Annotated in this window: 24 protein-coding genes; 16 read left to right on the top strand and 8 right to left on the bottom strand. The window is 67.8% G+C overall.

Going from position 1 to position 26,228, the window contains the following annotated elements; genetic code table 11:
- Positions 1-198: 198 nt before the first annotated feature.
- From yoaA to AC1Q6E_RS04095, 3 genes are read right to left on the bottom strand one after another with little or no spacing between them, the layout of a single operon-like run.
- On the bottom strand, positions 199-2,283 hold the full coding sequence (yoaA, locus tag AC1Q6E_RS04085; RefSeq protein WP_492572249.1) for a DNA repair helicase YoaA: 2,085 nt from the start codon (positions 2,281-2,283) through the stop codon (positions 199-201).
- Positions 2,280-2,483 (bottom strand): YdcH family protein, encoded by a 204-nt coding sequence (locus AC1Q6E_RS04090; protein WP_152796623.1) that lies wholly within the window; start codon positions 2,481-2,483, stop codon positions 2,280-2,282. Before AC1Q6E_RS04090 ends, yoaA begins: the two co-directional genes overlap by 4 nt.
- Positions 2,483-3,256 (bottom strand): hypothetical protein, encoded by a 774-nt coding sequence (locus AC1Q6E_RS04095; RefSeq protein ID WP_296556701.1) that lies wholly within the window; start codon positions 3,254-3,256, stop codon positions 2,483-2,485. Before AC1Q6E_RS04095 ends, AC1Q6E_RS04090 begins: the two co-directional genes overlap by 1 nt.
- Before the next feature lie 55 nt (positions 3,257-3,311).
- Between AC1Q6E_RS04095 and AC1Q6E_RS04100 the strand changes: the two genes are divergently transcribed.
- Entirely contained in the window at positions 3,312-5,690 is a 2,379-nt protein-coding gene (locus tag AC1Q6E_RS04100; RefSeq protein WP_152796627.1) for a Tex family protein, read from the top strand.
- Positions 5,691-5,749: 59 nt separating this feature from the next.
- Here AC1Q6E_RS04100 and AC1Q6E_RS04105 read toward each other — a convergent pair whose 3' ends face one another.
- Positions 5,750-6,574 (bottom strand): IclR family transcriptional regulator, encoded by an 825-nt coding sequence (locus AC1Q6E_RS04105; RefSeq protein WP_296556703.1) that lies wholly within the window; start codon positions 6,572-6,574, stop codon positions 5,750-5,752.
- Between the two features lie 184 nt (positions 6,575-6,758).
- Here AC1Q6E_RS04105 and AC1Q6E_RS04110 point away from each other — a divergent pair, with 184 nt between their 5' ends.
- From AC1Q6E_RS04110 to AC1Q6E_RS04125, 4 genes are read left to right on the top strand one after another with little or no spacing between them, the layout of a single operon-like run.
- Positions 6,759-8,828 carry a hydantoinase/oxoprolinase family protein gene (locus AC1Q6E_RS04110; RefSeq protein WP_492572250.1) on the top strand — a complete coding sequence of 690 codons (2,070 nt, stop codon included), beginning with the start codon at positions 6,759-6,761 and terminating at the stop codon, positions 8,826-8,828.
- 2 nt (positions 8,829-8,830) lie between these two features.
- Complete coding sequence (locus AC1Q6E_RS04115; RefSeq protein WP_296556704.1) at positions 8,831-10,591, top strand: hydantoinase B/oxoprolinase family protein; 1,761 nt, start codon at positions 8,831-8,833, stop codon at positions 10,589-10,591.
- Between the two features lie 24 nt (positions 10,592-10,615).
- Complete coding sequence (locus tag AC1Q6E_RS04120; RefSeq protein WP_152796632.1) at positions 10,616-11,608, top strand: tripartite tricarboxylate transporter substrate binding protein; 993 nt, start codon at positions 10,616-10,618, stop codon at positions 11,606-11,608.
- Positions 11,605-11,964: a hypothetical protein gene (locus AC1Q6E_RS04125; protein ID WP_296556705.1), complete on the top strand. Its 360-nt coding sequence runs from the start codon at positions 11,605-11,607 to the stop codon at positions 11,962-11,964. Before AC1Q6E_RS04120 ends, AC1Q6E_RS04125 begins: the two co-directional genes overlap by 4 nt.
- A 12-nt stretch (positions 11,965-11,976) precedes the next feature.
- Here AC1Q6E_RS04125 and zapE read toward each other — a convergent pair whose 3' ends face one another.
- Positions 11,977-13,071: a cell division protein ZapE gene (zapE, locus tag AC1Q6E_RS04130; RefSeq protein ID WP_152796636.1), complete on the bottom strand. Its 1,095-nt coding sequence runs from the start codon at positions 13,069-13,071 to the stop codon at positions 11,977-11,979.
- 117 nt (positions 13,072-13,188) lie between these two features.
- Here zapE and ligD point away from each other — a divergent pair, with 117 nt between their 5' ends.
- The gene (ligD, locus tag AC1Q6E_RS04135; RefSeq protein WP_152796638.1) at positions 13,189-14,145 is read left to right on the top strand and encodes a non-homologous end-joining DNA ligase; all 957 of its coding nucleotides are present in this window, start codon (positions 13,189-13,191) and stop codon (positions 14,143-14,145) included.
- A gap of 8 nt (positions 14,146-14,153) precedes the next feature.
- On the opposite strand, the gene AC1Q6E_RS04140 is transcribed toward ligD, so the two are convergent.
- Together AC1Q6E_RS04140 and AC1Q6E_RS04145 are read right to left on the bottom strand one after the other, a co-directional pair.
- On the bottom strand, positions 14,154-15,146 hold the full coding sequence (locus AC1Q6E_RS04140; protein WP_492572251.1) for an amidohydrolase family protein: 993 nt from the start codon (positions 15,144-15,146) through the stop codon (positions 14,154-14,156).
- A 17-nt stretch (positions 15,147-15,163) separates the two neighbouring features.
- A complete protein-coding gene (locus tag AC1Q6E_RS04145) occupies positions 15,164-16,126 on the bottom strand; it encodes a Bug family tripartite tricarboxylate transporter substrate binding protein (RefSeq protein ID WP_492572252.1) in 963 nt (320 codons plus the stop codon).
- A 258-nt stretch (positions 16,127-16,384) separates the two neighbouring features.
- Here AC1Q6E_RS04145 and AC1Q6E_RS04150 point away from each other — a divergent pair, with 258 nt between their 5' ends.
- The 5 genes from AC1Q6E_RS04150 (at position 16,385) to AC1Q6E_RS04170 (ending at position 21,434) form a co-directional block, all read left to right on the top strand.
- Positions 16,385-16,951 carry a hypothetical protein gene (locus AC1Q6E_RS04150; RefSeq protein WP_152796644.1) on the top strand — a complete coding sequence of 189 codons (567 nt, stop codon included), beginning with the start codon at positions 16,385-16,387 and terminating at the stop codon, positions 16,949-16,951.
- 246 nt (positions 16,952-17,197) lie between these two features.
- A complete protein-coding gene (locus tag AC1Q6E_RS04155) occupies positions 17,198-19,135 on the top strand; it encodes a TonB-dependent receptor plug domain-containing protein (RefSeq protein ID WP_492572253.1) in 1,938 nt (645 codons plus the stop codon).
- Between the two features lie 23 nt (positions 19,136-19,158).
- Positions 19,159-19,905 (top strand): hypothetical protein, encoded by a 747-nt coding sequence (locus AC1Q6E_RS04160; protein ID WP_492572254.1) that lies wholly within the window; start codon positions 19,159-19,161, stop codon positions 19,903-19,905.
- A 9-nt stretch (positions 19,906-19,914) separates the two neighbouring features.
- Positions 19,915-20,127: a hypothetical protein gene (locus tag AC1Q6E_RS04165; protein ID WP_152795552.1), complete on the top strand. Its 213-nt coding sequence runs from the start codon at positions 19,915-19,917 to the stop codon at positions 20,125-20,127.
- 437 nt (positions 20,128-20,564) lie between these two features.
- The gene (locus tag AC1Q6E_RS04170) at positions 20,565-21,434 is read left to right on the top strand and encodes a hypothetical protein (protein ID WP_296556711.1); all 870 of its coding nucleotides are present in this window, start codon (positions 20,565-20,567) and stop codon (positions 21,432-21,434) included.
- A 17-nt stretch (positions 21,435-21,451) separates the two neighbouring features.
- Here the strand turns inward: AC1Q6E_RS04170 and AC1Q6E_RS04175 are convergent, their stop codons facing one another.
- Positions 21,452-22,234, bottom strand: a complete 783-nt coding sequence (locus AC1Q6E_RS04175; RefSeq protein WP_152795548.1) for an IclR family transcriptional regulator — start codon at positions 22,232-22,234, stop codon at positions 21,452-21,454.
- A 99-nt stretch (positions 22,235-22,333) separates the two neighbouring features.
- On the opposite strand from AC1Q6E_RS04175, the gene AC1Q6E_RS04180 reads away from it, so the two are divergent.
- From AC1Q6E_RS04180 to AC1Q6E_RS04200, 5 genes are read left to right on the top strand one after another with little or no spacing between them, the layout of a single operon-like run.
- On the top strand, positions 22,334-23,500 hold the full coding sequence (locus AC1Q6E_RS04180; RefSeq protein WP_152795546.1) for a CaiB/BaiF CoA transferase family protein: 1,167 nt from the start codon (positions 22,334-22,336) through the stop codon (positions 23,498-23,500).
- A gap of 47 nt (positions 23,501-23,547) precedes the next feature.
- Positions 23,548-24,063 (top strand): cysteine dioxygenase family protein, encoded by a 516-nt coding sequence (locus AC1Q6E_RS04185; RefSeq protein ID WP_492572351.1) that lies wholly within the window; start codon positions 23,548-23,550, stop codon positions 24,061-24,063.
- Positions 24,056-24,790: an enoyl-CoA hydratase/isomerase family protein gene (locus AC1Q6E_RS04190; RefSeq protein ID WP_152795542.1), complete on the top strand. Its 735-nt coding sequence runs from the start codon at positions 24,056-24,058 to the stop codon at positions 24,788-24,790. Before AC1Q6E_RS04185 ends, AC1Q6E_RS04190 begins: the two co-directional genes overlap by 8 nt.
- A 48-nt stretch (positions 24,791-24,838) precedes the next feature.
- Complete coding sequence (locus AC1Q6E_RS04195) at positions 24,839-25,813, top strand: tripartite tricarboxylate transporter substrate binding protein (RefSeq protein WP_152795540.1); 975 nt, start codon at positions 24,839-24,841, stop codon at positions 25,811-25,813.
- A 32-nt stretch (positions 25,814-25,845) separates the two neighbouring features.
- Positions 25,846-26,190: a carboxymuconolactone decarboxylase family protein gene (locus tag AC1Q6E_RS04200; RefSeq protein ID WP_152795538.1), complete on the top strand. Its 345-nt coding sequence runs from the start codon at positions 25,846-25,848 to the stop codon at positions 26,188-26,190.
- Positions 26,191-26,228: the final 38 nt, after the last annotated feature.

Raw genomic sequence — 26,228 nt, forward strand, 5'->3', positions numbered from 1 at the left:
TTCCTGGAGGTGCGGGCGCTTGCCCTGCGGCAAGCGCCAGCCCCTCGCTGCATCTGCGTACCGCTTCCTGCGGCACCGGGGCCCCGGCCTCGTCCTATCGGCCTGCGGCGGTAGGGGCGAAGCCCGCACAGGGAGACCATCGACGTTCCACCGCTGACCAGCCTGTCGGCGGTCGTCCGCCAGGAATCGCCCGCCGCCTCAGGCCTCGGGCGCCACGGCCTCCGCGCGTTCCGCGTAGAAAGCCTCCACATCGGCCACGTTGCGCGTGCGCGTGAACGGCGGCAATCCGCGCCACAGCAGCTTGCCATAGGGCTTCTCGACCAGCCTGCGGTCGGCCACCATCAGCACGCCCCAGTCGGTCTCGGTGCGGATCAGCCGGCCCGCGCCCTGCTTGAGCGCGATGGCCGCCTCGGGCAACTGATATTCGAAGAACGGGTTGCCGCCCCGTTCGCGGCAGGCGCGGATGCGCGCATCCAGGACCGGATCGTCCGGCGGCGCGAACGGAAGCTTGTCGATGGCCACCAGGGTCAGCGCATCGCCCGGCACATCTATGCCTTCCCAGAAGCTGGCGCTGCCCACCAGCACCGCATGCGCGCTGGTCCTGAAGCGATCCAGCAGTTCCCGCCGGGAGCGGTCGCCCTGCCTGAACAACGGCCATTCCCATCCGCGCTCGCGGAAGGCTTCCTGCAACAATTCGGCCACCCGGTCCACCGCCCGCAGGGTCGTGCACAGCACCAGCGCCGACCCGCGGCTGGCCGCCAGCACGGGTAGCAGCGCCTCGACGAAGCCTTCGATGAAACGCGGATCCTGCGGCGCGGGAATGCCGTGCGGCACGAACAGCCGACCGTTCGTGCCGTAGTCGAACGGCGACTCCCAACGACCGGTCGTTGCCTCGTACAGACCGAGCTGGCGGGTGAAATGCGAGAAATCCTCGCGCACCGACAAGGTGGCCGAGGTCAGTATCCAGGCCTGTCCCGCCGGCCGATACTGGGAAAACGCCTGCGCGACAGACAAGGGAGCCGTATGCAGCCGGATGTGGCTGGTTCCGGTTTCCACCCAGCGCACCCAGCCGTCGTCGGCCCGTTTCGGAGGCTGCCCGGAAGGCGGTTCGGCAGCCGGCTCGGGCCACGCGAACTCGGCCGGCTTGCCGGCCTGCTCCGCGTGTGCCGGCGGCACGCCATGGGCCTCGGTCCAGCGCGCCAGCCTCGCGATGAGGTCGGGGCCACGCTTGGCGACCATGTCCAGGTCGGGGTGGCGTTCGCCCACGGCCATCAGGATGCGGCCCAGGGTGTGGACCGCATCGATCACCAGCCGCACCGCCTTGCCGAAATCCTGCTGATTGGGCAGCGTATCGAACGTGCTGCGCTGGCCCGGCATTTTCTCCACCGCCGCGCAGGACAACCTGAGCTCGCGCGTGGCCTGTTCGACGGCCTGCCCCAGCACCGGCCAATCCGCGCTCTCGCGGGCATGGGACAGGCCCGCGACGGTGGCGTCGCGCGCGAAATCCAGCAATTGGTGCGACGACACCGATTCACCCAGGAAACGTGTGGCGGCCGCGGGCAACTGGTGGGCCTCGTCGAAGACCACCGTGTCGGCGGCGGGCAGCAGATCGGTGATGCCTTCGTCCTTGAGCGCGAGGTCGGCCAGGAACAACGCATGGTTGACCACCACCACGTCGGCCTCGATCGCGCGCTTGCGGGCCTGCATGACGAAGCACTCGCGGAAGGTTGGGCAATCCGACCCCAGGCAGTTGTCGCGGGTGGACGTCACCTTGTGCCAGATGTCGGCGTTCTCGGGCACCTCGGCCAGTTCGGCCTTGTCGCCGCTGCGGGTGTGCTTGGCGAAGAGCTCGATCTTGCGCAATTGCGCGACTTCCGCGCGCGAGCCCAGGCGGCCGTCGCCCACCGTCCGCTCGAGGTGGTAGTGGCACACATAGTTGGACCGCCCCTTGAGCAGCGCGATGACGACGGGCAGCCCCAGGGCATCCCGCACCGCCGGCAGGTCGCGCGCGAACAACTGGTCCTGCAGCGTCTTGGTGCCGGTCGAGACGAGTACCTTGCCGCCGTGCATCAGCACCGGCACGAGATAGGCGAAGGTCTTGCCGGTGCCGGTGCCGGCCTCGGCCACGAGCGTGCCGCGCTCGCCGATGGCCTGGGCGATGGCCTGCGCCAGCTCGATCTGCTGGATTCGAGGCCGGTAGCCCTTGAGCTTGCCCGCCAGCGGGCCGTCGGCCGCGAACACGGCGGCCACGTCGGCGCCGATGTCCATGATCGAAGCCGTCATGCAGGAATGTCCGGAATCAATTGCATCTGCAGGGCCACGATGTGGTCCTTGAGCTGGAGCTTGCGCTTCTTCAGGCGCTTCAGGCGCAGTTCGTCCACCCCGGCATCGATGGCCAGCCGCTCGATGGCGGCGTCGAGGTCCCGGTGCTCGAGCTGCAACTCGACAATGCGCGCCTTCAACGTCTGGATCCTGTCATTCATCACGGATTTCCGGCAGGCGCCTGCGCGCCCGCTTCCTGTTGCTGCGCCTTCAGGCGTCCGGCCTCTTCCTCGCGGTCGGCCCGGCGCCGGGCACGCTTGGCCTCGGCTTCCTGGCGGTCGCGGGCCTGCTTCTCGGCGTACTCGCGCGCCTCGGCCTGCTTGCGCTCGAACTCGGCGCGGTTGCGGGCGCGGACGGCGGGATCGTCCAGCTCGCGAGGCGGACGCGGCGCCGGCGCGGCCACGGGGCCCGACGGGCGCGCCGGCGCCGCGGGTTCCGCCTTGGGCGGTGGACGACTGGCTTGCTCCTCCGCCTTGCGGGCGGTCCGGTCGGCCGCCTTGGCGTCGCGCTCGGCATTGTCGCGGTCGCGCTTCTCTTGCCGCTCGCGCGCTTCTTCACGCCGGATGTACAGCTCGGCCTCGCGCCGGTCGGCATCGGTGCGCGTCACACCGGCGTTGCGCTCGAGCCTGGCCTTCTCGGCGCAGCGGGTGGCGAAGAACTTGTGCATGCACGCGGCCGCATCGGCGTCGTACTGCCGCCTGATGCGGTCGGACTCGGCCTTGGCGACGTCGGCGGCCGCCTGCGCGGCCTCTTTCGAGGCGTAGGTCTGCGCGGGGACGGCCTGTCCGTCCCCCCCGGCCGCCAACACCGGCACGGCGGCGACGGCCACCGCGGCGGGCAGCAGCCAGCGCGCCAGCCAGGCGGCCCGGCCGCCCGAGGTCGGCCGGCCGTCGACACATTGCGTAACGCCCGGACGGAAAGCAATTAAGGACATATTCTCAGACTGTGGCAAAATCCGCGGCTTCATTTTCCAAGGTAGGACGGACTCGATGGCTATGGTCACCGACCGGGGCGAGGCACTCGACACCCAGGCCCAATCCCGCATTATCGCCCAGCTTGCCGAAGAACTCGGCGCGCGCCCGTCGCAGGTCTCCGCCGCGGTGGAACTCATGGATGACGGCGCGACCGTGCCGTTCATCGCCCGCTACCGGAAGGAAGTGACCGGCGGCCTGGACGACACCGTCCTGCGCAACCTGGAAGTACGGCTGGAATACCTGCGCGACATGGAAAGCCGCCGCGCGGCCATCCTGGCCTCGATCGAGCAGCAGGGCAAGCTGACCCCCGAGCTCAAGGACGCGCTGACCACGGCCGACACCAAACAGCGCCTGGAAGACCTGTACGCCCCATACAAGCCCAAGCGCCGGACCCGGGCCCAGATCGCCCGGGAAGCGGGCCTGGAACCCCTGGCCGACGCCATTCTCGCCGATCCGGCCATCGATCCGCAAACCGCCGCCGCCACCTACGTCAACGCCGAGGCCGGCGTGGCCGACGCCAAGGCCGCCCTGGACGGCGCCCGCGACATCCTGACCGAGCGTTTTTCCGAAAACGCCGAGGTGCTGGAAAACCTGCGCGGCTATCTGTGGAGCACCGGCCTGGTCTACTCCAAGGTGGCCGACGGCAAGGAAGCCGAAGGCGCGAATTTCCGCGACTGGTTCGACTTCAATGAACCGCTGCGCACCCTGCCCTCGCACCGCGTGCTGGCCATGCTGCGCGGCCGCCAGCAGGGCGTGCTCGAACTGCGCCTGGGCCTGGAACCCGAACTGGAAGAGCAGCTTCCCCACCCCTGCGTGGCACGCATCGCCAAGCTGGTCGGCCTGGACGGCGTGTTCGGCCTGGACATCAGCCCGCGCCAGAAATGGCTGGGCGAAGTCTGCCGCTGGAGCTGGCGCGTGAAGCTGCTGCCCTCGTTCGAGACCGAGAACCTGGCCCGCCTGCGGGAAGAAGCGGAAGCCGAAGCCATCCGCGTCTTCGCCTTGAACCTGAAAGACCTGCTGCTGGCGGCGCCGGCCGGCCCGAAGGCCGTGCTCGGCCTGGACCCTGGCATCCGCACGGGCGTCAAGGCGGCCGCCATCGACCGTACCGGCAAACTGCTCGACACCGCGACCGTCTACCCGCACGAGCCCCGCCGCGACTGGGATGGCTCGATCGAGACCCTGGCCCGCATCGCCCGCCGCCATCAGATCGAACTCATCGCCATCGGCAACGGCACCGCCTCGCGCGAGACCGAGAAGCTGGCCGCCGACCTGATGAAGCGCTACCCCGACCTGAACCTGACCCGCATCGTCGTGTCCGAGGCCGGCGCGTCCGTCTATTCGGCCTCGGAACTGGCCGCCACCGAATTCCCCGAACTCGACGTCAGCCTGCGCGGCGCCGTCTCCATCGCCCGCCGCCTGCAGGATCCGCTGGCCGAACTGGTCAAGATCGATCCCAAGTCCATCGGCGTCGGCCAGTACCAGCACGACGTCAACCAACGCGAACTGGCCCGCATGCTGGACAGCGTGGTCGAAGACTGCGTGAACGCCGTGGGCGTGGACGTGAACACCGCCTCGGCGCCGCTGCTGACCCGCGTCTCCGGCCTGAACGCCGCGCTGGCCAAGAACATCGTGTCCTGGCGCGACCAGAACGGCGCCTTCCCCTCGCGCGCGAAACTCATGGACGTGCCGCGCTTCGGCGACAAGGCCTTCGAACAGGCCGCCGGCTTCCTGCGCGTGGCTGACGGCGACAACCCGCTGGACTGCTCGTCCGTCCACCCGGAAGCGTACCCCGTGGTCGAACGCATCCTGGCCAGGCTCCAGACCGAAATCCGCCAGGTCATCGGCAACCGCGCCGCGCTCAAGGGCGTCTCGCCCGCTCAGTTCACCGACGAACGCTTCGGCCTGCCCACCGTCCAGGACATCTTCAGCGAACTCGAAAAACCGGGTCGCGACCCCCGCCCCGAGTTCAAGACCGCCACCTTCCAGGACGGCGTGGAAACGCTGAACGATCTGCGCCAGGGCATGATCCTGGAGGGCGTGGTCACCAACGTCGCCAACTTCGGCGCCTTCGTCGACATCGGCGTCCACCAGGACGGCCTGGTCCACATTTCGGCGCTGTCCGAGAAGTTCGTCAAGGACCCGCGCGACGTGGTGCGCGTGGGCCAGACGGTGAAGGTCAAGGTGCAGGAAGTCGACATGCAGCGCCAGCGCATCGCGCTGACCATGCGCCTGAACGACGACTCGGCCCCGGCCCGCCGTGGCGGAGACGGCGGCGCTGGCACCGGCGCGGGCCGTCCGGGCGGCGGCCGTGGGCGCGACCGCGGCACGAACGTGAGTTCGCCCGCGCCCGGGGAAAGCGCGATGGCCGCGGCCTTCGCGAAGCTGAAGCGATAGACGGCGGCGACGCCTGATGACCCACAAAAAGGGAAGCATGCGTGCTTCCCTTTTTGTCGTCACGAGTAGGTGCGGCCATCCCCCACCGGCCAGATCGCCCCAAGGCGGGCCACCGTTTCCTTGAGCCTCGGAGCGATGTCCTCCAGCGCCTGGCGGTTCATCCGGGCACACGGCGCCGCCAGCGTCACCACGCCCACGCATTCCTTGTGCTCGCCGAACCGGCGAATCATCACAGGCACGCCGATCGCCCCCACGCCCAGGGAATGCTCCTCGTAGGAAATCGAATAACCCCGCCGGGCGGACAGCTTCAGGTCGTCCAGTATCGCTTCGACCGTGGCGAGCGAATGCTCGGTGGCGGGCTCCAGGCCCCGCTGCAGCACCAGGCCCAGCGCGCGCTCGCTGCTCATCGTGGACAGCCAGGCCTTCCCGGCCGCATGCAAGTGCAGCCGCACTTCGAAGCCATAGCTGGGGTTGAGCTGCAACAGCCGGCTTTGCGCCAGGATGGACGAAACCCAGGTGATGCTGTCGCCTTCGACCACGGCCAGCCGGATCAGCTCTCCCGTGGCATCCGCCAGTTCGCGCAGGATGGAGTTGCTCTGGTCCAGCAGCAGCGACCGGGACATTTTCCGCAGGCCCAGATTGCTCACCTTGAAAGTCAGGCAATAGCGCCCGGACGCGGGATCGCGGAAGACATAGCGGCAGGCGACCAGCGTATTGAGCAGCTTGAAGGCGATAGCCTTGTTCACCGCCAGCAGGCCGACGATGTCCGTGAAGGACAACCCGTCCTTGGCGTCCGCCAAGGCCTCCACGACCTCGAACGCGCGCTGCACGGCGGCAATCTGCTCGACTTTGACCGGGTCGCCGGCGTCCGCGGCTTCGTTCATGGCCGGTGTCTGCGGGGATTCATCCATGGTTCACAACCGCCAAGATTTTCTTGAAAACCATAGTTACTCTCCATTAAGTTTTTGATTTTAATGGATTTAATTTCCAACATCCATCTCTTTGACTACTACAGGTAACCTAGGTTACCTTATAAAAAGAAAACGATTCATCGAGAGGGTGGGATTCATGAGAACAGGCAGCAGGCTGGCCGCCGACATCGGGGGTACGTTCACCGACGTCGCGTATTTCGATGCCGGGACCGGCAATTTGTCGCTGGGCAAGGCATTGAGCACGCCCGACCGTCTGGTCGAGGGCATCGCCAGCGGGGTCGCCCAGGCGGACACCCGGTTCGAGGATGCCGAGATATTCCTCCATGGCTCGACCGTCGCGATCAACGCGCTGCTCGAGCGCAAGGGCGCGCGCACGGCGCTGCTGATCACCGAAGGCTTCCGCGACATCTACGAAATCGGCCGCATCAACCGGCCCGATGCCTACAACCTCTTCTTCTCCAAGCACGTGCCCCTGGTCGAGCGCGCGCTGCGTTTCGAGGTCGCCGAACGGATGACGGCCGACGGCACAGTCCATGCCCCGCTCGACGAAGCCCAGGTGCACCGTATCTGCGACGACCTCATCGCCCGGGACGTCGAAGCCGTCGCTATCCTGTTGCTGCACTGTTATGCCAACCCGGCTCACGAGGCCCGCGTCAAAGCCATCGTGCAATCCCGCCTCCCCCATGCCTTCGTGACCGCCTCGCACGAACTGTCGCAGGAGTACCGCGAGTTCGAACGCTGCTCGACCGCGGTCGCCAATGCCTATGTCGGCCCGACCGTCAGCCGCTACATCGGTGAAATCGAACGCCACCTGGACGCCCGGGGATTCGCCGGCTCGTTCCTGCTGGTCCAGTCGACCGGCGGCCTCTACGTGCCGGATCAGGCAAGGCAGCAATGCGTGCGCATGCTGGAATCCGGCCCGGCCGCGGGCGTCGTGGGCACCCACGCGCTGTGCGCCCGCCTGGGCATCGCCAATGCCGTGGCCTTCGACATGGGCGGCACCACGGCCAAGGCCGGCGTCATCCTCGAAGGCCGTATCCTGACCGGTAATCTCGCCCTGGTCGGCGGCTACAACGAAGGCCTGCCCGTACAAATTCCGCTGGTGGACGTCTTCGAGGTCGGCACGGGCGGCGGCAGCATCGCCGAACTCGACCACGGCGGCGCCCTGCGCGTCGGCCCCCGCAGCGCCGGCGCGGCGCCGGGACCGGCATGCTATGGCCGCGGCGGCGAAGCGCCCACGGTCACCGACGCCAACCTGGTCCTGGGCCGCCTGGGCGCCGATCGTTTCCTGGGCGGCCAGATGCCCCTGGACGTCGATGCGGCCCGGCGCGCGATCGACGCCCGCATCGCCACCCCCCTGGGTCTGGACGTGCCCCAGGCGGCCGAAGGCATCCTGCGCATCGCGGCGACGAAGATGTCCTATGCGGTCAAGGGCGTCTCGACGGAACGCGGCCTGGACGCCGCCTCGTTCACGCTGGTCGCCTACGGCGGCGCCGGTCCCCTGCACGCCGCCGCGGTGGCGCGCGAGATCGGCATGCGCCACGTGATCATTCCCCGGGCGCCCGGCCATTTCTGCGCATTCGGCATGCTGCACTCCGACCTGCGCTACGACTACGTCCGCACCAGCTTCGCCAAGCTGGCCGATATCGGCCTGGACGATGTCATGGGCCAGCTCGACGAACTGGCCGGCCAGGGCCGCGAGGCCCTCGAACTCAGCACGGTCCGCCCCCAGTCGATCACCGTCGCCTACTCCGCCGACATGCGCTATGTGGGACAGGAGCACTCCGTCACGGTCGACCTCGACGAATCCGAACTGCGATCCGGCGACAAGCCGGCCATCAAGGCCCGGTTCGATCTCGTGCACCAGCAGCGGTACGGCACCTGCGCGCCCGGCGAGCCCGTGGAGATCGTGACGCTGCGCGCCGCCACCACCGGCGTCATGCCCAAGCCGCCCATGGAGGAACTTCCCCCATCGCCCGGCGGATCGATCGAGGCGGCCCGGGCGGGACATCGCCGCGTCTATTTCTCGGCCGACGCCCGCGACATCGAGACCCCGGTGTTCCGCCGCGACGCCCTGCCCGCCGGCGCCAGGCTCGACGGTCCCGCCCTGATCGAGGAACACGCCTCCACCACGGTCGTGTTTCCCGGCGACCGCCTCGCCGTGGACGCCTACGGCAACCTGCACATCGAACTTGGAGTCTGCTGACCATGCCCGCCCCTTCCCCGCAGCCCGACATGGACCTCCCGCGCCCGGACGCCGTCCTGACCGAGATCGTCCGCAACGGGGTACTGGCCGTGACCGAGGAAATGAAGACCAACCTCATGCGCACGGCCTACAACATGATCATCTACGAAGCGCTCGACTTCACCGTGGGCCTGTTCACGGCCGACGGGCAGACCGTCTCCATCGGTATCGGACTCCCCAGCTTCATCCGCGGCATGGCCAACACGATCAAGGCCAACCTGGACAGATATGGCAGCGACGGCATCGAGCCCGGCGACATCCTGGTGACCAACGACGCCTACATCACCGGCAGCCACCTGAACCACTTCACCTTCAGCCAGCCCATCTTCTTCGACGGCCGGCTCACCGGCTGGGCCTGCTGCATGGCGCATTGGCCCGATGTCGGCGGCGCGCTCGGCGGCGTCACCTCCGACATCTACGCCGAAGGAATACAGATCCCGGTACTCAAGTACCAGCGGGCGGGCGTGGTCAACGAGGACCTGGTCGACATCATCCGTACCAATGTCCGCCTGCCCGAACGGGCGATGGGCGACCTGCGCGCGCAGATCGTGGCGGTCACGACCGGCTCGCGGCGCTTCTCCGAACTGCTGCAGCGATACGGCCGAGAGCCCGTGCTGGGCGCCATCATGAACATCATGGACCAGTCCGAGGCCGCGGCCCGCCAGCGGACGCTCTCCATTCCGGACGGGGTCTACGAAGCGGAGTCCTTCATGGACGACGATGGCCTGGACATCGGCAAGCGCGTGCCCATCAAGGTACGCGTGATCAAGCAAGGCGACGAATTGACCGTCGACCTGTCCGACATCAGCCCCCAGGTGCGCGGCTTCTTCAATTCGGGTCCCAGCACCGGGTATTCCTGCGCGCAGGTCGCCTACAAGTGCCTGACATCGCCCACGGACTATCCCATCAACGAGGGCAGCTTCCGGCCGCTGAAGGTGATCGTGCCGCAGGGAACGGTCGTCAGCGCCATCAAGCCCGCGGCCATGCGCAAATGGATGACCTTTCCCATGACCGTGGTCGACACGATATTCAAGGCGCTGGCGGGCGCGATTCCCGACCGCACCATCGCCGCGCACCATGCCGACCTGGTGATCGCGATGTTCCATGGCATCGCACCGGCGGACGGCCAGTTCTTCATCGGCTTCATCGGCCCCACCGGAGGCGGCTGGGGAGCCAAGCACTCGGCCGACGGCATGAGCGGCGTGGTCTGCTCCAACGACGGCGACACCCACAACAGCCCCTGCGAACAGCTCGAATCCAAATACCCCATCCTGATCGAACGCCATGCCCTGCGGCCCGATTCCGGTGGCGCCGGCAAGTACCGGGGCGGGCTGGGCACCGAGGTCGTGGTCCGGGCACGCTCGACCCTGTCGGTCGATGTCCAGGCCGACCGCATGCAATGCGCGCCCTGGGGACTCCACGGCGGCCACGCCGGCCTGCCCAACGAGGTCGTCGTCACCCGCCATGGCTCGGGCCAGCCGGAGACCGTGGCCGGCAAGATACGCAACGAACGCCTCAAGCGCGGTGACACCCTGCACCTGCGCGCGGGCGGCGGAGGCGGCTTCGGCCCCCCCGCGCAAAGGGATCCCGAGTCCGTGCTCGACGACGTGCGGCAGGGCTACGTCAGCGCCGGCAACGCGCGCGACATCTACCAGGTCGTGATCGACGACGACAGAATCGACGTCACGGCAACACGGCGGCTCAGGCAGGACGCCCGCCGCTGATCGTTCCACCCAGGAGGAGACACCATGACGTCTGAAAAAATCGTTCCCTTGCACGCGGCCCGCCTGGCCGCGCTAGGCGCGGCGGCCTGCGCCGCGCTGGCCGCCGCGCCGTCCCAGGCCGCCGACGCGTTTCCCTCGCGGCCGGTCATCCTGGTCGTTCCCTACGCCCCCGGCGGCGGCGCCGACATCCTCGCCCGCACAGTCGCCAAGTACCTGGGCCGCGAATGGAACCAGCCCGTCGTCGTCGAATCCCGCGCGGGAGGTGGCACCACGATCGGCGCCAACTATGTCGCGCGGGCCAAGCCCGATGGGTACACGCTCCTGGTCAGCGTGACCCAGCACGCCATCGCGCCATCGCTGTTCAAGCAATTGCCCTACGACTATCTCAAGGACCTGGCGCCCGTGGCGCTGCTGTCCGACAGCCCCTTCATCCTGACCGTGCCCGAACGCTCCGCGTTCGCGAGCCTGCCCGACCTGCTGGCGGCGCTGCAACGCAAAGGAGGCTCCATGAATTTCGGCTCCTCCGGCCCCGCGAGCGTGCCCCACCTGGCCGGCGAAATGCTCAACCAGGCTACCGGCGCCAAGGCCACGCACATCCCCTTCCCCGGCACGGCGCCGGCGTTCACCGCGCTGCTGGGAGAACAGATCGACTATCTGTTCGGAGACACGTCCGTGCTCCCCAGCGTGCAGGCCGGCAAGGTCAAGGCCCTGGCCGTCACGACCCGCGACCGCAGCCCCGCGCTGCCCAACGTGCCTGCCATGTCCGAGACCCTGCCCGGTTTCGCGCTGTCGTCGTGGGTGGGGCTGGAAGCGCCCGCGGGTACGCCCGCGCCCGTCATCGCCGCGATCAACGGCACGGTACAGAAAATCCTGAAGGATCCGGACCTGCTCAAGTCCTTCGCGGAAACCGCGAAGGTGCCGCTGCCCTCGACCCCCGCCGAATATGGCGACTTCAGGAAAGCCGAGGTCGAAAAATTCCGCGCCCTGACGCAGAAAATCGGGATCAAGCTGGAGTGAGCACGCCGCGCGCCACCGCCGCCCGGCTCAAGGCCGTTGCCCTGGCCGGCCGCTGGCAAGTCCTGGTGCAGCGCCATCTGCCGTTGCGCGGCGGGCCTTGCGCCTGCGTCATGGGCATCGGCAACATCGCCGTCGCCGACTTCGAGATCGACCTGCTCGATTTCCTCCACACGCGGTACGCGCGCGACGGGGCGCTTGATCGGCATTTCGCCCATGCCGGGTACGAAGAGGCGGCGGCGGGCAGCCTGCTCTTGCTATTGCAATCGCTTGCCCGCGACCAGGCGCTGCCGGATGGCGCCGGCGACCTGCTCGATGGGCTCCAGGCGTCCCTGCAATCGCTGGAAGCGGGCCATTGAGCGGCCCAGCCGCTACAAGACCACCGTCTCCCGCCTCTCGGCATCCAGGTATTCCCTGGACTGCATCTCCAATATCCGCGACACGGTCCGGTGGAACTCGTTGGCCAGCGCGCCCTCGGTGTACAGCTCCTCGGGCTCGCACGCCGCCGACATGATCAGCTTGACCTTGTGGTCATAGAACACGTCCACCAGCCAGGTGAAACGCCGGGCCTCCGACGCCTGCCGGGGGCCCATGCTGGGCACGCCGGACAGGATCACCGCATGGAAACGGCTGGCCAATTCCAGATAGTCGTTCTGCGACCGCGGCCCGCCGCACAGCGTGGCGAAGTCGAACCACACCACCGTCCCGCTCAACTTCCTGGCCTTGATCTGCCGGTTCTCGACCGACAGCACCGGCGGCTCGATGGGCGGGGTGTCGGCCAGCGCGGAAAACGCCTTCTCCAACGCCTCGTCCGCCTCCGGCCCCAACGGGCTGTGGTAGATCTCGACCTGCTCCAGCGCCCGCCGGCGGTAGTCCACTCCTGAATCGACGTTCATCACGTCCATCTTTTCCTGGATCAGCGCGATGGCAGGAAGGATGCGGTCGCGGTGCAGGCCTTCGGGGTACAGCGTCGAAGGTTCGTAGTTGGACGTCATCACGAACGACGTCCCGTTGGCGAACAGCGCCAGCAGCAGCCGGTACAGGATCATGGCGTCGGCCACGTCCGAGACATGGAACTCGTCGAAGCAGATCAGCCGGTAGCGGCGCGCGATGCGGCGCGCCACCTCGTCCAGCGGATCGGCCATGCCCTTGACCTCGTCCAGTTCGCGATGCACGCCGCGCATGAACTCGTGGAAATGCAACCGCGTCTTGCGCTGGACCGGCACGGTCGCGTAGAAGGCGTCCATCAAGAAACTCTTGCCGCGCCCGACGCCGCCCCACATGTAGACGCCGCGGGGCACGCCCGGCCGGTTCAGGAAGCGCTTCAGGGCATTGGAACGCAGCGACTTGAACGCCACCCAATCGTCGTAATAACGCTGCAGGCGCTCGACGGCGGCGCGCTGGGCGGCATCGGGGGTGAACCCGCGCTCGGCCAGCGCTTGTTCGTAGTATTCGCGGACGTTCATTACGGTCGGGCAAAAGACGAAAGTATACGTCCGGCGCGCCCGCGCCCTGGCCTCGCGCGCCCGGCCCAACCTGGGATATGCTGGACACGACGATTCCGCGACGCAAGGGAAACGGCCATGCCCGCCACGGCACGCACGCTCGGAAAAGACGCCACGGGGGCAAGCCAACACAATGGCTTGCCCGCCTCCCTGCGCGTGACGCATCCGGAACGGGTGATCGACAAACAGAGCGGCATCACCAAACTGCAACTCGTCCAGTGCTATGCGGCCATGGCGCCCCTGCTGCTGCCGCACCTGAAGGATCGGCCCGTGGCCCTGGTGCGGGCGCCCGATGGCCTGGACGGCGAACGCTTCTTCCAGAAACACGCCGGTCCCGCCGCGCTGGCCGGCGTAACCAGGTTGCCGCGGGAGATCGACCCGAGCCACCCGCCGCTGCTGAAGATCGACAGCCTGCAAGGCCTCCTGTCCGCGGCGCAGATGAACACCATCGAACTGCACACCTGGAACGGCACGGACCGCGCGATCGGCACGCCCGACCGCATGATCTTCGACCTGGATCCCGGCGAAAACGTGGACTGGCCTCGTACCCGGGAAGGCACCCGGCTGGTCCGCGCCTTCCTGCAGGACCTGGGCCTGCCAGCGGTCCTGAAGACCAGCGGCGGCAAGGGCATGCACATCGTCGTGCCGCTGCGGCCGCAATACGACTGGGAGACGGTCAAGGCCTTCTCGCGCGCCATCGTGCTGCGCCTGGCGCAGGCCCTGCCCGGCCATTTCGTGGCCAGGAGCGGGCCGAAGAACAGGATCGGCCGGATCTTCATCGACTATCTGCGCAACGGCTTCGGCGCCACCACGGTAGCGGCCTGGTCGGTGCGCGCCCGGCCCGGACTGCCCGTATCGGTGCCGATAGCCTGGGATGAACTGGACGGCCTCCCGGGCTCGGCCCATTGGACACTTCTCACCCTGGGCGACCGGCTGGCCACGGGCAACACGCCCTGGGCGCACTACGACTCGTCGCGGATATCCCTGACGGACGCAATGCGGCGCCTGGACTTCCGTCCGGACCAGGGCGCCTGACAGGCCGCTCAGCAACCGAGCAGCTTCGCCGCGTTCCCTCCCGCCACCGCGGCCAGTTCGTCGCCCGCCAGGCCGCACTGCCGGAGCCATGCGACCGGATCGCTTTCGCCCACCGGATAGTCGCTGCCCATCACCAGCCGGTCCACTCCCACCCTTTCCACCAGCACCCGCAGGACCTTGGGATCGTAGACACACGTGTCGTAGTGGAACGAACGCAGCAGCTCGCTGGGCGATCGGCCGCCCGTGTTGCGTACCGTGTCGGGCCGGTTCAACGTGTTGCGATCCAGCCGCCCCATGTAATGCGCGAAGTACCCGCCGCCGTGGGCCATGACGACCTTCAGGCCGGGCAGGCGCGTCATCACGCCTTCATAGACCAGCGATGCCATGCACTTGGCTTCTTCTATCGATTGCCCCAACGAGTTCCACAGCGCGTATTTCTGGAACCACGGGTCGCGCACGCCTTCCGGATGCACCCAGGTGGTGGCGTCCGCGTCATGGAGCCTTTCCCAGACAGGCATGAACCCGGGGTCGCCCAGGTAGACACCGCCATAGCTGGACGACAGATTGGCGACCTTCAATCCCAGTTCCCGCGTACAGCGATCGAGTTCCTCGACCGCCCGCCCGACGTCCTGCATGGGCAGCACGAACGAACCGACGAAGCGGCCGGGATAGCGGCGGGCCCAGTCGGCCGCCTGATCATTGCACGTCCGGCACAGGGCCAGGTCCAGCGCCGGTTCGGCCCAGGAACTGCCCTGCAGGACGGTGCTGGAACTGACCACGCTGACATCGATGCCGCGTGCATCCATGTCAGCGATGATGGCACGGGGATCATACATGCGTCCCATCAGGCCCTGCGCCCCTGGCCTCGGCGCGCTTGCCGGCGTCGCGCCGAACCCGGTGAACACGGTCTTGTTGGTGGAAGCCGCGAACACGGTCTCCTCCAGCATATGGCAGTGGAAATCGATGACCCGGGCGGGCGGAGAGGGATTCGGGCGGGACATGGGAAAGGCTTCCTGTTTCATCGCGCCGCCTGGATGTTGGCCGACCGGGCCACGTCGGACCACTTGCGCAGGTCGGTGTCGAGCGCGCGCGCCAGTTGCTCGGCCCCGCCTGCGCCCGGCACCATGTTCAGCCCCTTCATCCGCTCCGCCACCCTGGCGTTGCGCAGCGCCTTGGCGGCGTCGCCCTCCAGCCGCTTGACCACCGCCGGCGGCGTCTTCGCCGGCGCGAACAGCCCGGCCCAGTATTCGATCTCCAGCTCGGGCAGGCCCAGCTCGGTCACGGTGGGCACGCCGGGGAGCGCCGCCAAGCGCTGCGGCGAAGTCACCGCCAGCGCCTTCACCTTGCCGCCCGCCAGGCCGGAAATCGCCGGCCCGGTGTCGACCAGCGCCATCGCCAGGTCGCCCGAGGCAATGGCCGTGATCGTCTCGCCCATGCTGCGGTACTGGATGAATTCGCCTGGCACCTTGGCCCGGAGCTTGAACATTTCGGAAGCGAACTGAAAAGCCGGCCCCGATCCGCCATAGTTCGCGCGATCGGGGTGCTTGCGCAGGTACTCGACCAGTTCAGGCAACGTCGCCACGGGCAAGTCGGACTTGACCAGCAGCACCAGCGGAAAAGTGGCGAGCATGGCCACCGGCGTGAAATCCTTCTGCGGCGAATAGCGCAGATTGGGCGTCAGGATCGTGGTGAACACCATATTGCCGATAGGCGCCAGCATCAGCGTGTAGCCATCGGGATCCGCCTTGGCGACGAACTCCGTACCGATGACCCCGCCCGCGCCGCTCTTGTTCTCGACGACGACCGGCTTGCCCAGGCTCTCGCCCATCTGCTCCGACAACAGGCGCGCCAGCGTGTCCATGCCTCCTCCCGCGGCCTGGCCAACCACGATGCGGACCGGACGGTCGGGATAGGCGTCGGCGGCATGGACCGGGCCGAGGGCGAGCGCGGACAGCGCCACGAGCAGGAATCTGGACAACATGGTGTCTCCGTATGGATGGGTGTCGTTATGCGGCGCAGTGTAGGCAGGACACCCTCGCAGAACCAGCGGACCGCGTGGATACAGAGAATCCATCCGATGGATAACCCGCCTTCGCGCCGCGCGGGTCCAGGGCTTCCCAGCGCAAGCCCGGGGTCGACACGCGCGCGATTTTCGATAGAATTCGTTATATACAGCGGTAGCTAACGAATTGGATGCCCCTTCCCGGCGCCAGACGCCCTTCCTTGCCCAGGACCTCTCATGACATTCGAATTCCAGCACGCCCCCCATCCGGTCGACACCCTGCCCGCCCACCTGCGCCAACGTTCGACGCTGATCCTCCTGGCCCTGGGCCTGCTGGCCGTCTTCCTCCACGCCATCTTCCGTTTTCCGCTGCAACTACCCGGCCATCACGGCCTGGAATGGATGGCCTTGCTCGTCATGGCCCGGCATGTCTCGACCTACCGCTGGGCGGCAACCATCGCCGCCTGCGGCGCGGCGGTGACGGCCGCAAGCCTGCCCGTCCTCGGTTTCCACTCGCCGCTGGCGCCACTGTTCTATCTGCTGCCAGGCGTCTGCCTGGACCTGCTATTCCTGGCCAGGCCCACGACCTGGCGTGCGAGCACCTGGCTGGTAGGCACGCTGGCCGGCCTGGCATTCGCCAGCAAGGTCCTGGTCCAGTGGATCGGGTTCGCCGTGTTCGACTTCCCCTTCGGCGCGATCGCGCGTCACGGACTGTTCCACGTCCTCGCCCTGCACTTCGCATTCGGTTTCGCCGGCGGCGCCATCGGCAGTGCCCTGCCGCTGCTGAAGAAGCCTCATTCCTGATCCCCTCCCGGCGCATGCCGCCGGACCGCCCCGAAAACCGCCACCCTCGTTCGAACACCGTTTCGAGCGGGCGGCGGCGGCTTGTTCCGATCACCCGCCTTTCATCACACCATGCCAGCCCACCCGCCCCGTCCCGCCCGTGCCGCGCTCCCGCCCTATCTCTGTGCAGGCCTCTCCGCACTCGCCCTGCCCGCCTTCGCGGCGGAAACCGATGCCACCAGCTCCGGCATTCTGTCCGAAGTCGTGGTGTCCGCACGCCGTATCAGCTCGGAACAGGTGGCGACCCTGGAGACCGTCACGCAGGAGGACATCAGCGCCAGCGGCGCGCGCACGCTGGACGAGGCCCTGCGGCTGCTTCCCGGCGTCTATGTCTCGGTCGGCGGCCAAGGCACGCCGCGCATCCAGATCCGCGGCCTGCAGGTGCGCAGCATCAAGCTGCTGGTCAACGGCATTCCGGTCAACTCCACCTACGAGAGTGATTTCGACCCGACGCAGATCCCCGTCACCCAGATCGACCGCATCAAGGTGAGCAAAGGCGCCAGTTCCGTCCTGTACGGCGACGGCGGGCTCGGCGGCGTCATCAACATCATCACCAGGCGCGGCCAGGGCGCTCCCGCCCTGACCGGCGCGGGCGTGGAAGCGGGAACCTCCGGCTACCGCCGCGCGTGGGCCTCCACCGGCGGCTCCAGCGGCGACTTCGACTTCTCGCTTTCGGCCAACCACCAATCGCGGGATGGCTACCGGCTGTCCAGCGATTTTTCGCCGAACGACAGGCAGGGCAAGGGGCGCCGCATCAACAGCGACCTGGACCGCAGCAACCTGTACCTGAACCTCGGATACCGGCTGGATTCGGATTGGCAGCTCGGCTTCAACCTCAATGCGATGACCGGCAAGCAAGGCATCCCCCCGGTCATCTACGACAACTCGGTGGACCGCTATGCATCGCGCACCCGCTACGAGCGCCTCACCAACCAGAAAAGCCTCGCCATGCAATGGATCGCCGCCTGGCAGCCGGCCGACAGCCCGTGGTCCGCGCGCTTCTGGTTCTATGACAACCAACAGTCGGAAAACAGCAACAGCTACGATGACGCCAGCTACAGCTCCATGAGCGATCCGGCGCTGAACAACACCTATGCCCTGCGCAACCGGACGCACACACCCGGCGCGCATGCCGAGGTCCGCTACGACTTCGCCAGGCTCGGCAACCTCACGTTCGCCACGGACATCCGCCGCGACAACTGGAGCAGCCATGGCGTGATGCACGATCTTGCGGTTTCTGGTGGCGGTGGCGGTGGTGGCGGTGGCGGTGGTGGCGGTGGCGGTGGCCGCAATACCTACACCGACCGCCCCTATGATGAAAGCCAGGGCGTTACCGTGCGATCTTTCGCGCTCGAATACGCGGTATCGCCCAGCGACGGCCTGACCCTGACAGCCGGCGTCGGGCGGCACCTCCAACGCATCAACAGCGCAACGACCCTGGGCGCGACCTCCTATCTCATCGGCGCATCCCAGGAACTCGACGCCCGGACCCGCCTACGCGCATCGCTGTCACGCCAGGCGCGCATGCCCAGCCTGCGCCAGCTCTATGACCCGACCCGCGGCAACCCCGGCCTGCGGGCGGAATCGGCCCTGAACGCGGAGCTTGGAATCGAGCACCAGCTTGACGAACGTACCCGGCTCTCGGCAACGCTCTTCCAGAACCGTGTCTCCAACTACATCGAGAACAGCGCGGCCACCGATCGTTTCGAAAACTTCTCGCGCTATCGCTTCCGTGGATTGGAACTCGCCACCACCGTGCACGCGGGGCGGACCTTGCTCATCAACGGCTCATACACCTACCTGCAGGCCCGCAACATGGACGGTTCGGGCGTGGACGATCTGCAATATCGTCCACGCCATACGATAGGCGCGGCGGCCGCGTGGCGGTTCGCCCCCGACATGACTCTGTCCGGCACGGTCGAATACGTCAGCAACCTGCCCTATTATTCGCGCGACACCCCGCCCTCCAAGGCCCGCCTGGGCAGCTTCGTCCTGCTCGGCGTCAGGGTGGCCAGGCAATTGCCCGGCACCGACATGACCCTGTACGCGGGCGCGTCGAACCTGCTCGACAAGAACTACCAGACCAGCTACGGGCTGCCCCAGCCAGGCCGGACGATCTACATCGGCATGGCCTACCGGCTGTAGCCGGGCCATCAAGGAAACCCGCCATGGACACTCGCATCCTGCTCTGCATCGACGATACCGACGATCTGGACAGCCCAGGCACCGGCGAACTGGCCGAAGAGATCGGCGCCCATATCCGCACCCGGGGGTGGGACGTCCCCGCCCCCATCACGCGCCATCAACTCCTGATCCATCCCGACATTCCCTACACCTCGCACAACAGTTCGATGTGCCTGGCCGCGACCATCGACGGGCGGCACTATCAGGCCTTGATCGACTGGAGCGGCGACTTCCTGGCCAAACGCAGCGCGCCGGGCTCCGACCCCGGGCTGTGCGTGCTCCGGCCGGACAAGCTGGACCAGCCCGCCGCGCTGATCAGCTTCGGGCGCCGCGCCAAGGCGGAGGTGCTCGAACAGCGGGCAGCGCACGAACTGGCGGCGGCGCTTGGCATCCACCTGTCGGAACACGGCGGCACCGGCCAAGGCGTCATCGGTGCGCTGGCGGGCGCAGCCCTGCGGCTGGAAGGCAAGGATGGCCGCATGCGCGGCACGCTGCGAGACTTCGCCGCCGGAACACAGGTGCCTGTCCTGGCGCTGCTGCAACATCCCGCCGTCGACGAGGTCCGGCAGGTGGACGGGCCCGCCCTGTCCCTCGATGCGCTGGTCATGATCGGCGAAAAACCCAAGAGCGTCATGCAGGACGGCCGCTTCGTCCTGCTGGTCCAGGCCGATACCCCCACCCACCCCGGCATCTGGCGTACCTGTACACGCCAGGAGCTCCAGGCCTACTAGGTCCACGCCATGCCCCGATCCGATCCTGCCCCTGGCCTGGACCTCGGCATCCCCCGCGGCGACCATGCCGCGGCCACGGCGCAAGCCGCCCGCTGCCCAGGCTTCACCCCCGACGACGAGGACGAATGGGCCGCCGACGAGGCGCGTTCCTGTTTCAATTGCCGCTGGCGGCGCTGGACGCCCGCTTCGTTCCGCTGCCTGGCTCCCACCCCGCCGACTTGACGTAGTCCCCATAACTGGTAGCATCCCGCCCGTCGGCCATCCTCCCTCCGCCCTGCCGGGCCGCGGGTGGCCGGAACCCTAGCCACGACGATACCGAGTTGTCCGCCCAGATCGCCCGCCTGATTCCGCCGGGCCCCCTGCCGACGGGGCTGCGCCTATGGTGCTTTGCGCCAGGCCTCGCCATGCACGGCGATTTCGCACCTTGCGGCGTCTTCCGGCCATTGCGCGCCACCTTCCTCGACGCCCAGGAAGCCGCTGCCCGCTCCGCCTACGCCCGGTCCAAACCGGGCTAAATCCAGGCTCCGCGGCCTATCCGCCGCCCTTGCCCTTTCGAACACCGATAGGCGCGCCCGCCCTGGGTCGCGCCCCGGTACCGCCTCGACACAACGCCGCGCCCCGCGCGCGCGCCGGCACGCTCGTTCAGCCTGGATGGCACCATGGAACTCACCAAGCAATTCGTCAAAGCCAAGAACCCCTGCACCGGCGGCTACCGCTGGTTCATCCGCGACCACAACGGACACGGAGACTATCAAGCCATCCTCGATGCCCTGGTGGCCGATGGCCGCATCGACGACGCTTGCTGGCTGCTGGACCAGTTCGGTCCGGTCGACACGATCCTGCGCCTGGATACGGTGGATGCCCACGCCCTCGTGTTCGCGGGTACGCTCGAAGTCCGCAACGGCATCACGGTGGATACCCTCGTGCGCGCCGGCCGCCATCTCTGCACGGGCGGCGGCATACGGGCCGGCACCGCCATCGTGGCCGGCAGCGACATCGAGGCGGCGGGCAACCTGGCCAGCGGCGGCCATATCCGGGCCGGCGGCGACATCTCCGCCGGCTGGGGCATCGAAGCGGCCACCCAGCTCGACGCGGGTGGACACTGCCGGGCGAAATGGGACATCCAGGCCGGCGGCGACATCGTGGCCGGGCAGATGCTGCAGGCGGACGGCGGCATACAGGCTGGCCACACGCTGCGCAGCGGCCGCGGCATCAAGGCCGGCACCGACATCACCACCGGGCACGATCTGCTGGCCGCGCAGGGCATCCTGGCCGGCGGCGACATCACCGCCGGCAACCACATCGAATCGGCATGGGGCATCAAGGCGCTGGGCGACATCCTGGCCCAGGGAGCCATCCGGACCGGGGAAGGCATCGAGGCCGGCGGCGGGATCGGCTGCGGCGCGGGCTACGGCATCTACGCGGGGCTCCAGGTCAGGCGCGATGCCTGGGCCGACAGCGCCCGCATCCAGGCCCGGCAGAGACCGGATGGCCTGATCAGCGGCCACTGGGCCGGCCAGGAGCCCTGAGCGCCGCCGCGGGCCCGCTACGGACGCCAGGCACTGGTCACGTGGGACAGGCCATGGTGCGGCCCTCCCGATAGCCCCTCCGATAACTCGCGGGCAACCAGCAGCACGCGGTCGGAGAGTTCGCGCAGACGGCGCGGCTTGAATCTGGCGTCCGGCCCGGACACGCCTATCGCCGCGATGACGTTGCCCATGCCGTCGCGTATCGGTGCCGCCACGCCACTGACCGCTTCGCGCCATTCGCAACGATTGACGGCATAGCCCCGCTTCCTGATCAAGGCCATTTCGGCTTCGAAGGCCGCCGGGCTGACGATGGTGTGCGGCGTATAGGCCACCAGTTCCTGGGACATCGCCGCCAGCCACTGCGGGGTGCGAAAGGCGATCATCGCCTTGCCCGTGGCCACACAATGGGCGGCCGCGCGCCCGCCTATCTGCGAATAGGCCCTGACCGGGTTCAGGCTTTCGACCTTGTGGACGTAGACGACTTCCTTCTGGTCGAGCACCGACAGATGCACGGACTCGCCGGTGTCGTCCATGAGCGCATCCATGACGCCTTCGGCATGACGGCGCAGGTCGAACCCCGACAACGCGGCCGACCCCAGCTCCCATAGCTTGATCGAAATGCTGTAAGAACCGCCGTCATGGCGGATCACGTAGCGCTGCGCGGCGAGTGCCTGCAGCAGCCGGTGCGCGTTGCTCTTGGGCAGGCCCAGCGCCCGGGCGATGTCCGTGACGCCCAGCGCGCCCTGACTGCGCGCCAGCAACTCGACGACGGCCAGCCCCTTGAGCAGGGTGTTGTTCATGGCGATACCTTGCAAGATCGTTCCATATTCTAGAACAGTTGTACCTATTCTGAGAACACTCCTAAGCTCTCTCCCATTCGACAAGGAGACATAGACCTCATGAGCGACATCGAACCCCGCGAACTGCCGTTGGCCGGCATCACCGTCATCGAGTTCTGCTCGATCGCGGCCGGCCCGTTCTGCGGCATGCTGCTGGCCGACCTGGGCGCCGAGGTCGTCAAGGTCGAGGCGCCCGGCGGCGACGCCATGCGCGCCTGGCCCCCGCTGAACGAGGGATACAGCGAAAACTTCGCCTCGTTGAACCGCAACAAGCGCTCGGTCGTGCTGGACCTGAAGAATCCCGCGGACGTCGCCACCGCCCGGTCGCTGGTGGACAAGGCCGACGTCCTCATCGAGAACAACCGGCCCGGCGTCATGGACAGGCTGGGACTGGGCTACGCGGCGCTGTCGGCGCGGAATCCGGCCCTGGTCTATTGCTCGATTTCCGCCTATGGACAGAGCGGCCCGCGCGCCCAGGAAGGCGGCTTCGACCTGACCATGCAGGCAGCCGCCGGCGTGATGAGCGTGACCGGCGACTCGGATGCGCCGGTCAAGTGCGGCGTGCCTATCTCCGACTTCGCATCGGGCCTGTACGCGGCCTTCACCGTGGCCTCCTCGCTGCTGAAGGCGGTCAGAAGCGGCCGCGGCGCCCACCTCGACATCCCCATGTTCGGGTGCACGCTCGCCATCGGCGCGCTGCAGACCAGCGAATACTTCGGCACCGGCGTCAATCCGCGCAAGCTGGGCTCCGCCCATCCCCGCAATGCCCCCTACCAGGCCTATCGCGCCGCGGACGGCCATTTCGCGATCGCGGCCGGCAACGACAATCTGTGGCACGCGGTCGTACGCGCCGTCGAGCTGCCCGACCTGGCGCGCGACCCGCGCTTCGCCACCATCCTGGATCGGGCCAGCAACCAGGTGGCACTGAAAGAAATACTGGAGACCCGCTTCGCGCTGCATGGCGTGGACCATTGGATCGATGTCTTCCGGCAGGCCGGCGTGCCGCATGCCCGCATCAACGACTACGCTTGCGCGCTGGCCGATCCCCAGGTCGAGCACATGGACTGGGTGCGGGGACTGCGTCTGCCAGGCGGACGCGACACGCGCACCTTCGCCTCGCCGGTCCGCCTCGACGGACGATCGCCGCCGATACGGCGCACGCCACCCGCGCTCGGCGAGCACGGCGAGGAAATCCGCGCCACCTTGAACCAGGAGACCCAGGCATGACGGCCCCGTCCCCCCTTCCCGGCCGTCTGGCCGATTTTGTCCAAGGCATGAATGCCGCGGTCGGCGCCGGAGCGGACGAAACCCGCGCCGTCAGGGCGTGTGAGGCGCTGTTGCAAGAACTCGTCGCCCACGACGACTGGCTGCCCGAGGACTGCTCCCGCCCCCACCCGGTCCACTACCAGCAGTACCTGCTGCACCGGGATCCCGCCGACCGCTACTCGGTCGTCAGCTTCGTCTGGGGGCCGGGCCAACGCACGCCCGTCCACGATCACTGCACCTGGGGCGTCATCGGCATGCTGCGCGGGGCCGAATACTCGCGCGCCTATGCCAGGGAAAACGGCCGCCTGGTCCCCTCCGCCATCGAGGAGCGCATCGAACCTGGGCAGACGACCTGCGTGTCTCCGTCCATCGGCGACATCCATCTCGTGCGCAACGCCTTCGACGACCGGGTTTCCATCAGCATCCACGTCTATGGCACGGACATCGGCAAGCAATCGCGCCATGTCTACGATCCCGACACCGGCGCCGTCAAATCCTTCGTTTCTGGATACGCCAATGCCTGACACCGTGCTCCAGATCGAGACCGATGCCGGCGTCCGCCGCCTCAGGCTCGACCGGCCGTCATCCGGCAACGCCCTGTCGGCGGATCTGGTGGATGCATTGACCGACGCCGTCGAAGCCTGCTTCCGCGACGGCGTGCGCCGCCTCGTGATCGAAGGCGCGGGCCGCCACTTCTGCACCGGCGTGGACCTGTCGGCGCTGGACCAGGAAACCGACGACTCCCTATTGGCCCGCTTCGTCCGCATCGAACTGTTGCTGCAGGCGGTGTACCAGGCGCCATTCGAAACGATCGCCATCGCCCACGGACGGGTTGCCGGTGCCGGCGCGGATCTCTTCGCCGCCTGCCGCCGCCGCGTCGTTCTCGGCAACGCCTCGTTCGCCTTCCCCGGCGCCTGCGGCTTCGGCCTCGTGCTCGGCACACGCCGCCTGGCCGCCCGGGTGGGCAGCGACACCGCCCAGGCCTGGATACGGTCCGGCCGCTGGATCGATGCCGAAGAGGCCCTGGCGGCGGGCCTGGCCCAAACGCGCATCGACGCGGCGGAGAACCTGGATGCGCCCTCCGCCGGCCTCCCCGACGCCTTTACCCAAGCCTTGCTCGACCAGGCCATGCAGGCCCCGGGAGCCGCCGATCTCGACCTTGCCCTGCTGGCCCGCTCGGCGGCCCGGCCCGGCCTCAAACGACGCATCCAGGAGTATGCCGCGCGCGTGCGCGCGGCCAGGCAGCAGTAGCCCTTCCACAACAAGCGCGCTCGCAGAGGCGCACGACAGGAGACATGCATGTTTCATCGTCTTGCCGCGGGCGCGGCACTGGTATTGCTGAGCCCGTTGTCCCATGCGGCCCCCGAGTCCGCGGCCTTCCCCACCCGGGCCGTCAAGATCGTCGTCGGCTATACGCCCGGCGGCGGCACCGACATGACCGCGCGCCTGCTGGCGCAGCAACTGGGTGAAAAACTCGGCCAGTCGGTGATCGTCGAAAACCGGCCGGGCGCGGGCCAGAACATCGGCGCCACCTACGTCGCCCGGGCCGAACCCGATGGCTATACCCTGTTCCTCAGCTCTTCGGCGCTGGCGATCAATATCAGCCTGTTTCCCAAGCTTGACTACGACCCCGTCAAGAGCTTCGCGCCCATCGCCGTGTTCGGCCAGAGCCCCAATCTGCTCGTGGCGTCGAGCAAGCTGCCGGTGACGGACGTCAAGCAGCTCATCGCCTATGGCAAGCAGCACCCCGGCGCATTGAATTTTTCGTCGTCGGGACACGGCAGCACCCAGCATCTGTCCGCCGAGCTCTTCAAGCTGCGGACCGGGATTTCGGCCACGCACGTTCCCTACAAAGGTTCGGGGCCGTCCATCAACGGCGTGCAGACGGGCGAGGTCCAGTTCACGTTCATCAACATCCCCTCCATGTCGGCGCTGATGGGCAGCGACAAGGTCAGGATCCTGGGACTGACGAGCTCGAAGCGGTCGCCAGCCGTGCCCGACGTGCCCACGCTGGCGGAGTCCGGCGTCGAAGGCATGGACGTCGCCGCCTGGTACGGCCTGCTCGCGCCCGCCGGGACGCCGCCCGCCATCGTCAAGCGCCTGAACCAGGCGGTCAACGACGCGTTGGCCGACGAGAAATTCCGTGCCCAGCTGATGCAGGCCGGCGTGGAACCCATGGTGAACAGCACGCCGGAATTCTTCGCCTCTTTCCTTGCCGACGACATCGCTCTCTGGAAGAAGGTGATCAGCGCCGCCGGCACCAAAGTCGATTGATGTCCCCCCATCCCCTTAGACAGGAGCAACACATGTTCGAGAACTGGAAGGAACTGCTGGGCACCCTGCGCCAGTCGTCCAACAAGCTGGGCAACACGAACCCCAAGGTGCTGGAGGCCTACCGGGGCCTGAACGCCGCCCTCGGATCCAACGGCGCGCTGGACGCCAAGACCCGCGAGCTGATCGCCCTGGCCGTGGCCGTCACCACACGATGCGACGGCTGCATCTCCTCGCATGCCGCGGCCGCGGTCAAGGCCGGCGCCACGGAGGCCGAAGTCAGCGATGCGCTGGGCACGGCCATCGCGCTGAATGCCGGCGCGGCCTACGTCTATTCGCTGCATGCCATGGAAGCCTTCCAACAGAACGCCTCCGCATGAAGGCGGCGTTCGCCCGGCATCGCCCATCCCCGCCCATC

Source organism: Pigmentiphaga sp. MLSB6-MA01, assembly GCF_058793475.1.

Bases quoted from the DNA above. Each gene is read 5' to 3' on its own strand.
- yoaA (WP_492572249.1), bottom strand. From the start codon at position 2,283: ATGACGGCTTCGATCATGGACATCGGCGCCGACGTGGCCGCCGTGTTC.
- AC1Q6E_RS04090 (WP_152796623.1), bottom strand. From the start codon at position 2,483: ATGAATGACAGGATCCAGACGTTGAAGGCGCGCATTGTCGAGTTGCAG.
- AC1Q6E_RS04095 (WP_296556701.1), bottom strand. From the start codon at position 3,256: ATGTCCTTAATTGCTTTCCGTCCGGGCGTTACGCAATGTGTCGACGGC.
- AC1Q6E_RS04100 (WP_152796627.1), top strand. From the start codon at position 3,312: ATGGCTATGGTCACCGACCGGGGCGAGGCACTCGACACCCAGGCCCAA.
- AC1Q6E_RS04105 (WP_296556703.1), bottom strand. From the start codon at position 6,574: ATGAACGAAGCCGCGGACGCCGGCGACCCGGTCAAAGTCGAGCAGATT.
- AC1Q6E_RS04110 (WP_492572250.1), top strand. From the start codon at position 6,759: ATGAGAACAGGCAGCAGGCTGGCCGCCGACATCGGGGGTACGTTCACC.
- AC1Q6E_RS04115 (WP_296556704.1), top strand. From the start codon at position 8,831: ATGCCCGCCCCTTCCCCGCAGCCCGACATGGACCTCCCGCGCCCGGAC.
- AC1Q6E_RS04120 (WP_152796632.1), top strand. From the start codon at position 10,616: ATGACGTCTGAAAAAATCGTTCCCTTGCACGCGGCCCGCCTGGCCGCG.
- zapE (WP_152796636.1), bottom strand. From the start codon at position 13,071: ATGAACGTCCGCGAATACTACGAACAAGCGCTGGCCGAGCGCGGGTTC.
- ligD (WP_152796638.1), top strand. From the start codon at position 13,189: ATGCCCGCCACGGCACGCACGCTCGGAAAAGACGCCACGGGGGCAAGC.
- AC1Q6E_RS04140 (WP_492572251.1), bottom strand. From the start codon at position 15,146: ATGTCCCGCCCGAATCCCTCTCCGCCCGCCCGGGTCATCGATTTCCAC.
- AC1Q6E_RS04145 (WP_492572252.1), bottom strand. From the start codon at position 16,126: ATGTTGTCCAGATTCCTGCTCGTGGCGCTGTCCGCGCTCGCCCTCGGC.
- AC1Q6E_RS04150 (WP_152796644.1), top strand. From the start codon at position 16,385: ATGACATTCGAATTCCAGCACGCCCCCCATCCGGTCGACACCCTGCCC.
- AC1Q6E_RS04160 (WP_492572254.1), top strand. From the start codon at position 19,159: ATGGACACTCGCATCCTGCTCTGCATCGACGATACCGACGATCTGGAC.
- AC1Q6E_RS04165 (WP_152795552.1), top strand. From the start codon at position 19,915: ATGCCCCGATCCGATCCTGCCCCTGGCCTGGACCTCGGCATCCCCCGC.
- AC1Q6E_RS04170 (WP_296556711.1), top strand. From the start codon at position 20,565: ATGGAACTCACCAAGCAATTCGTCAAAGCCAAGAACCCCTGCACCGGC.
- AC1Q6E_RS04175 (WP_152795548.1), bottom strand. From the start codon at position 22,234: ATGAACAACACCCTGCTCAAGGGGCTGGCCGTCGTCGAGTTGCTGGCG.
- AC1Q6E_RS04180 (WP_152795546.1), top strand. From the start codon at position 22,334: ATGAGCGACATCGAACCCCGCGAACTGCCGTTGGCCGGCATCACCGTC.
- AC1Q6E_RS04185 (WP_492572351.1), top strand. From the start codon at position 23,548: ATGAATGCCGCGGTCGGCGCCGGAGCGGACGAAACCCGCGCCGTCAGG.
- AC1Q6E_RS04190 (WP_152795542.1), top strand. From the start codon at position 24,056: ATGCCTGACACCGTGCTCCAGATCGAGACCGATGCCGGCGTCCGCCGC.
- AC1Q6E_RS04195 (WP_152795540.1), top strand. From the start codon at position 24,839: ATGTTTCATCGTCTTGCCGCGGGCGCGGCACTGGTATTGCTGAGCCCG.
- AC1Q6E_RS04200 (WP_152795538.1), top strand. From the start codon at position 25,846: ATGTTCGAGAACTGGAAGGAACTGCTGGGCACCCTGCGCCAGTCGTCC.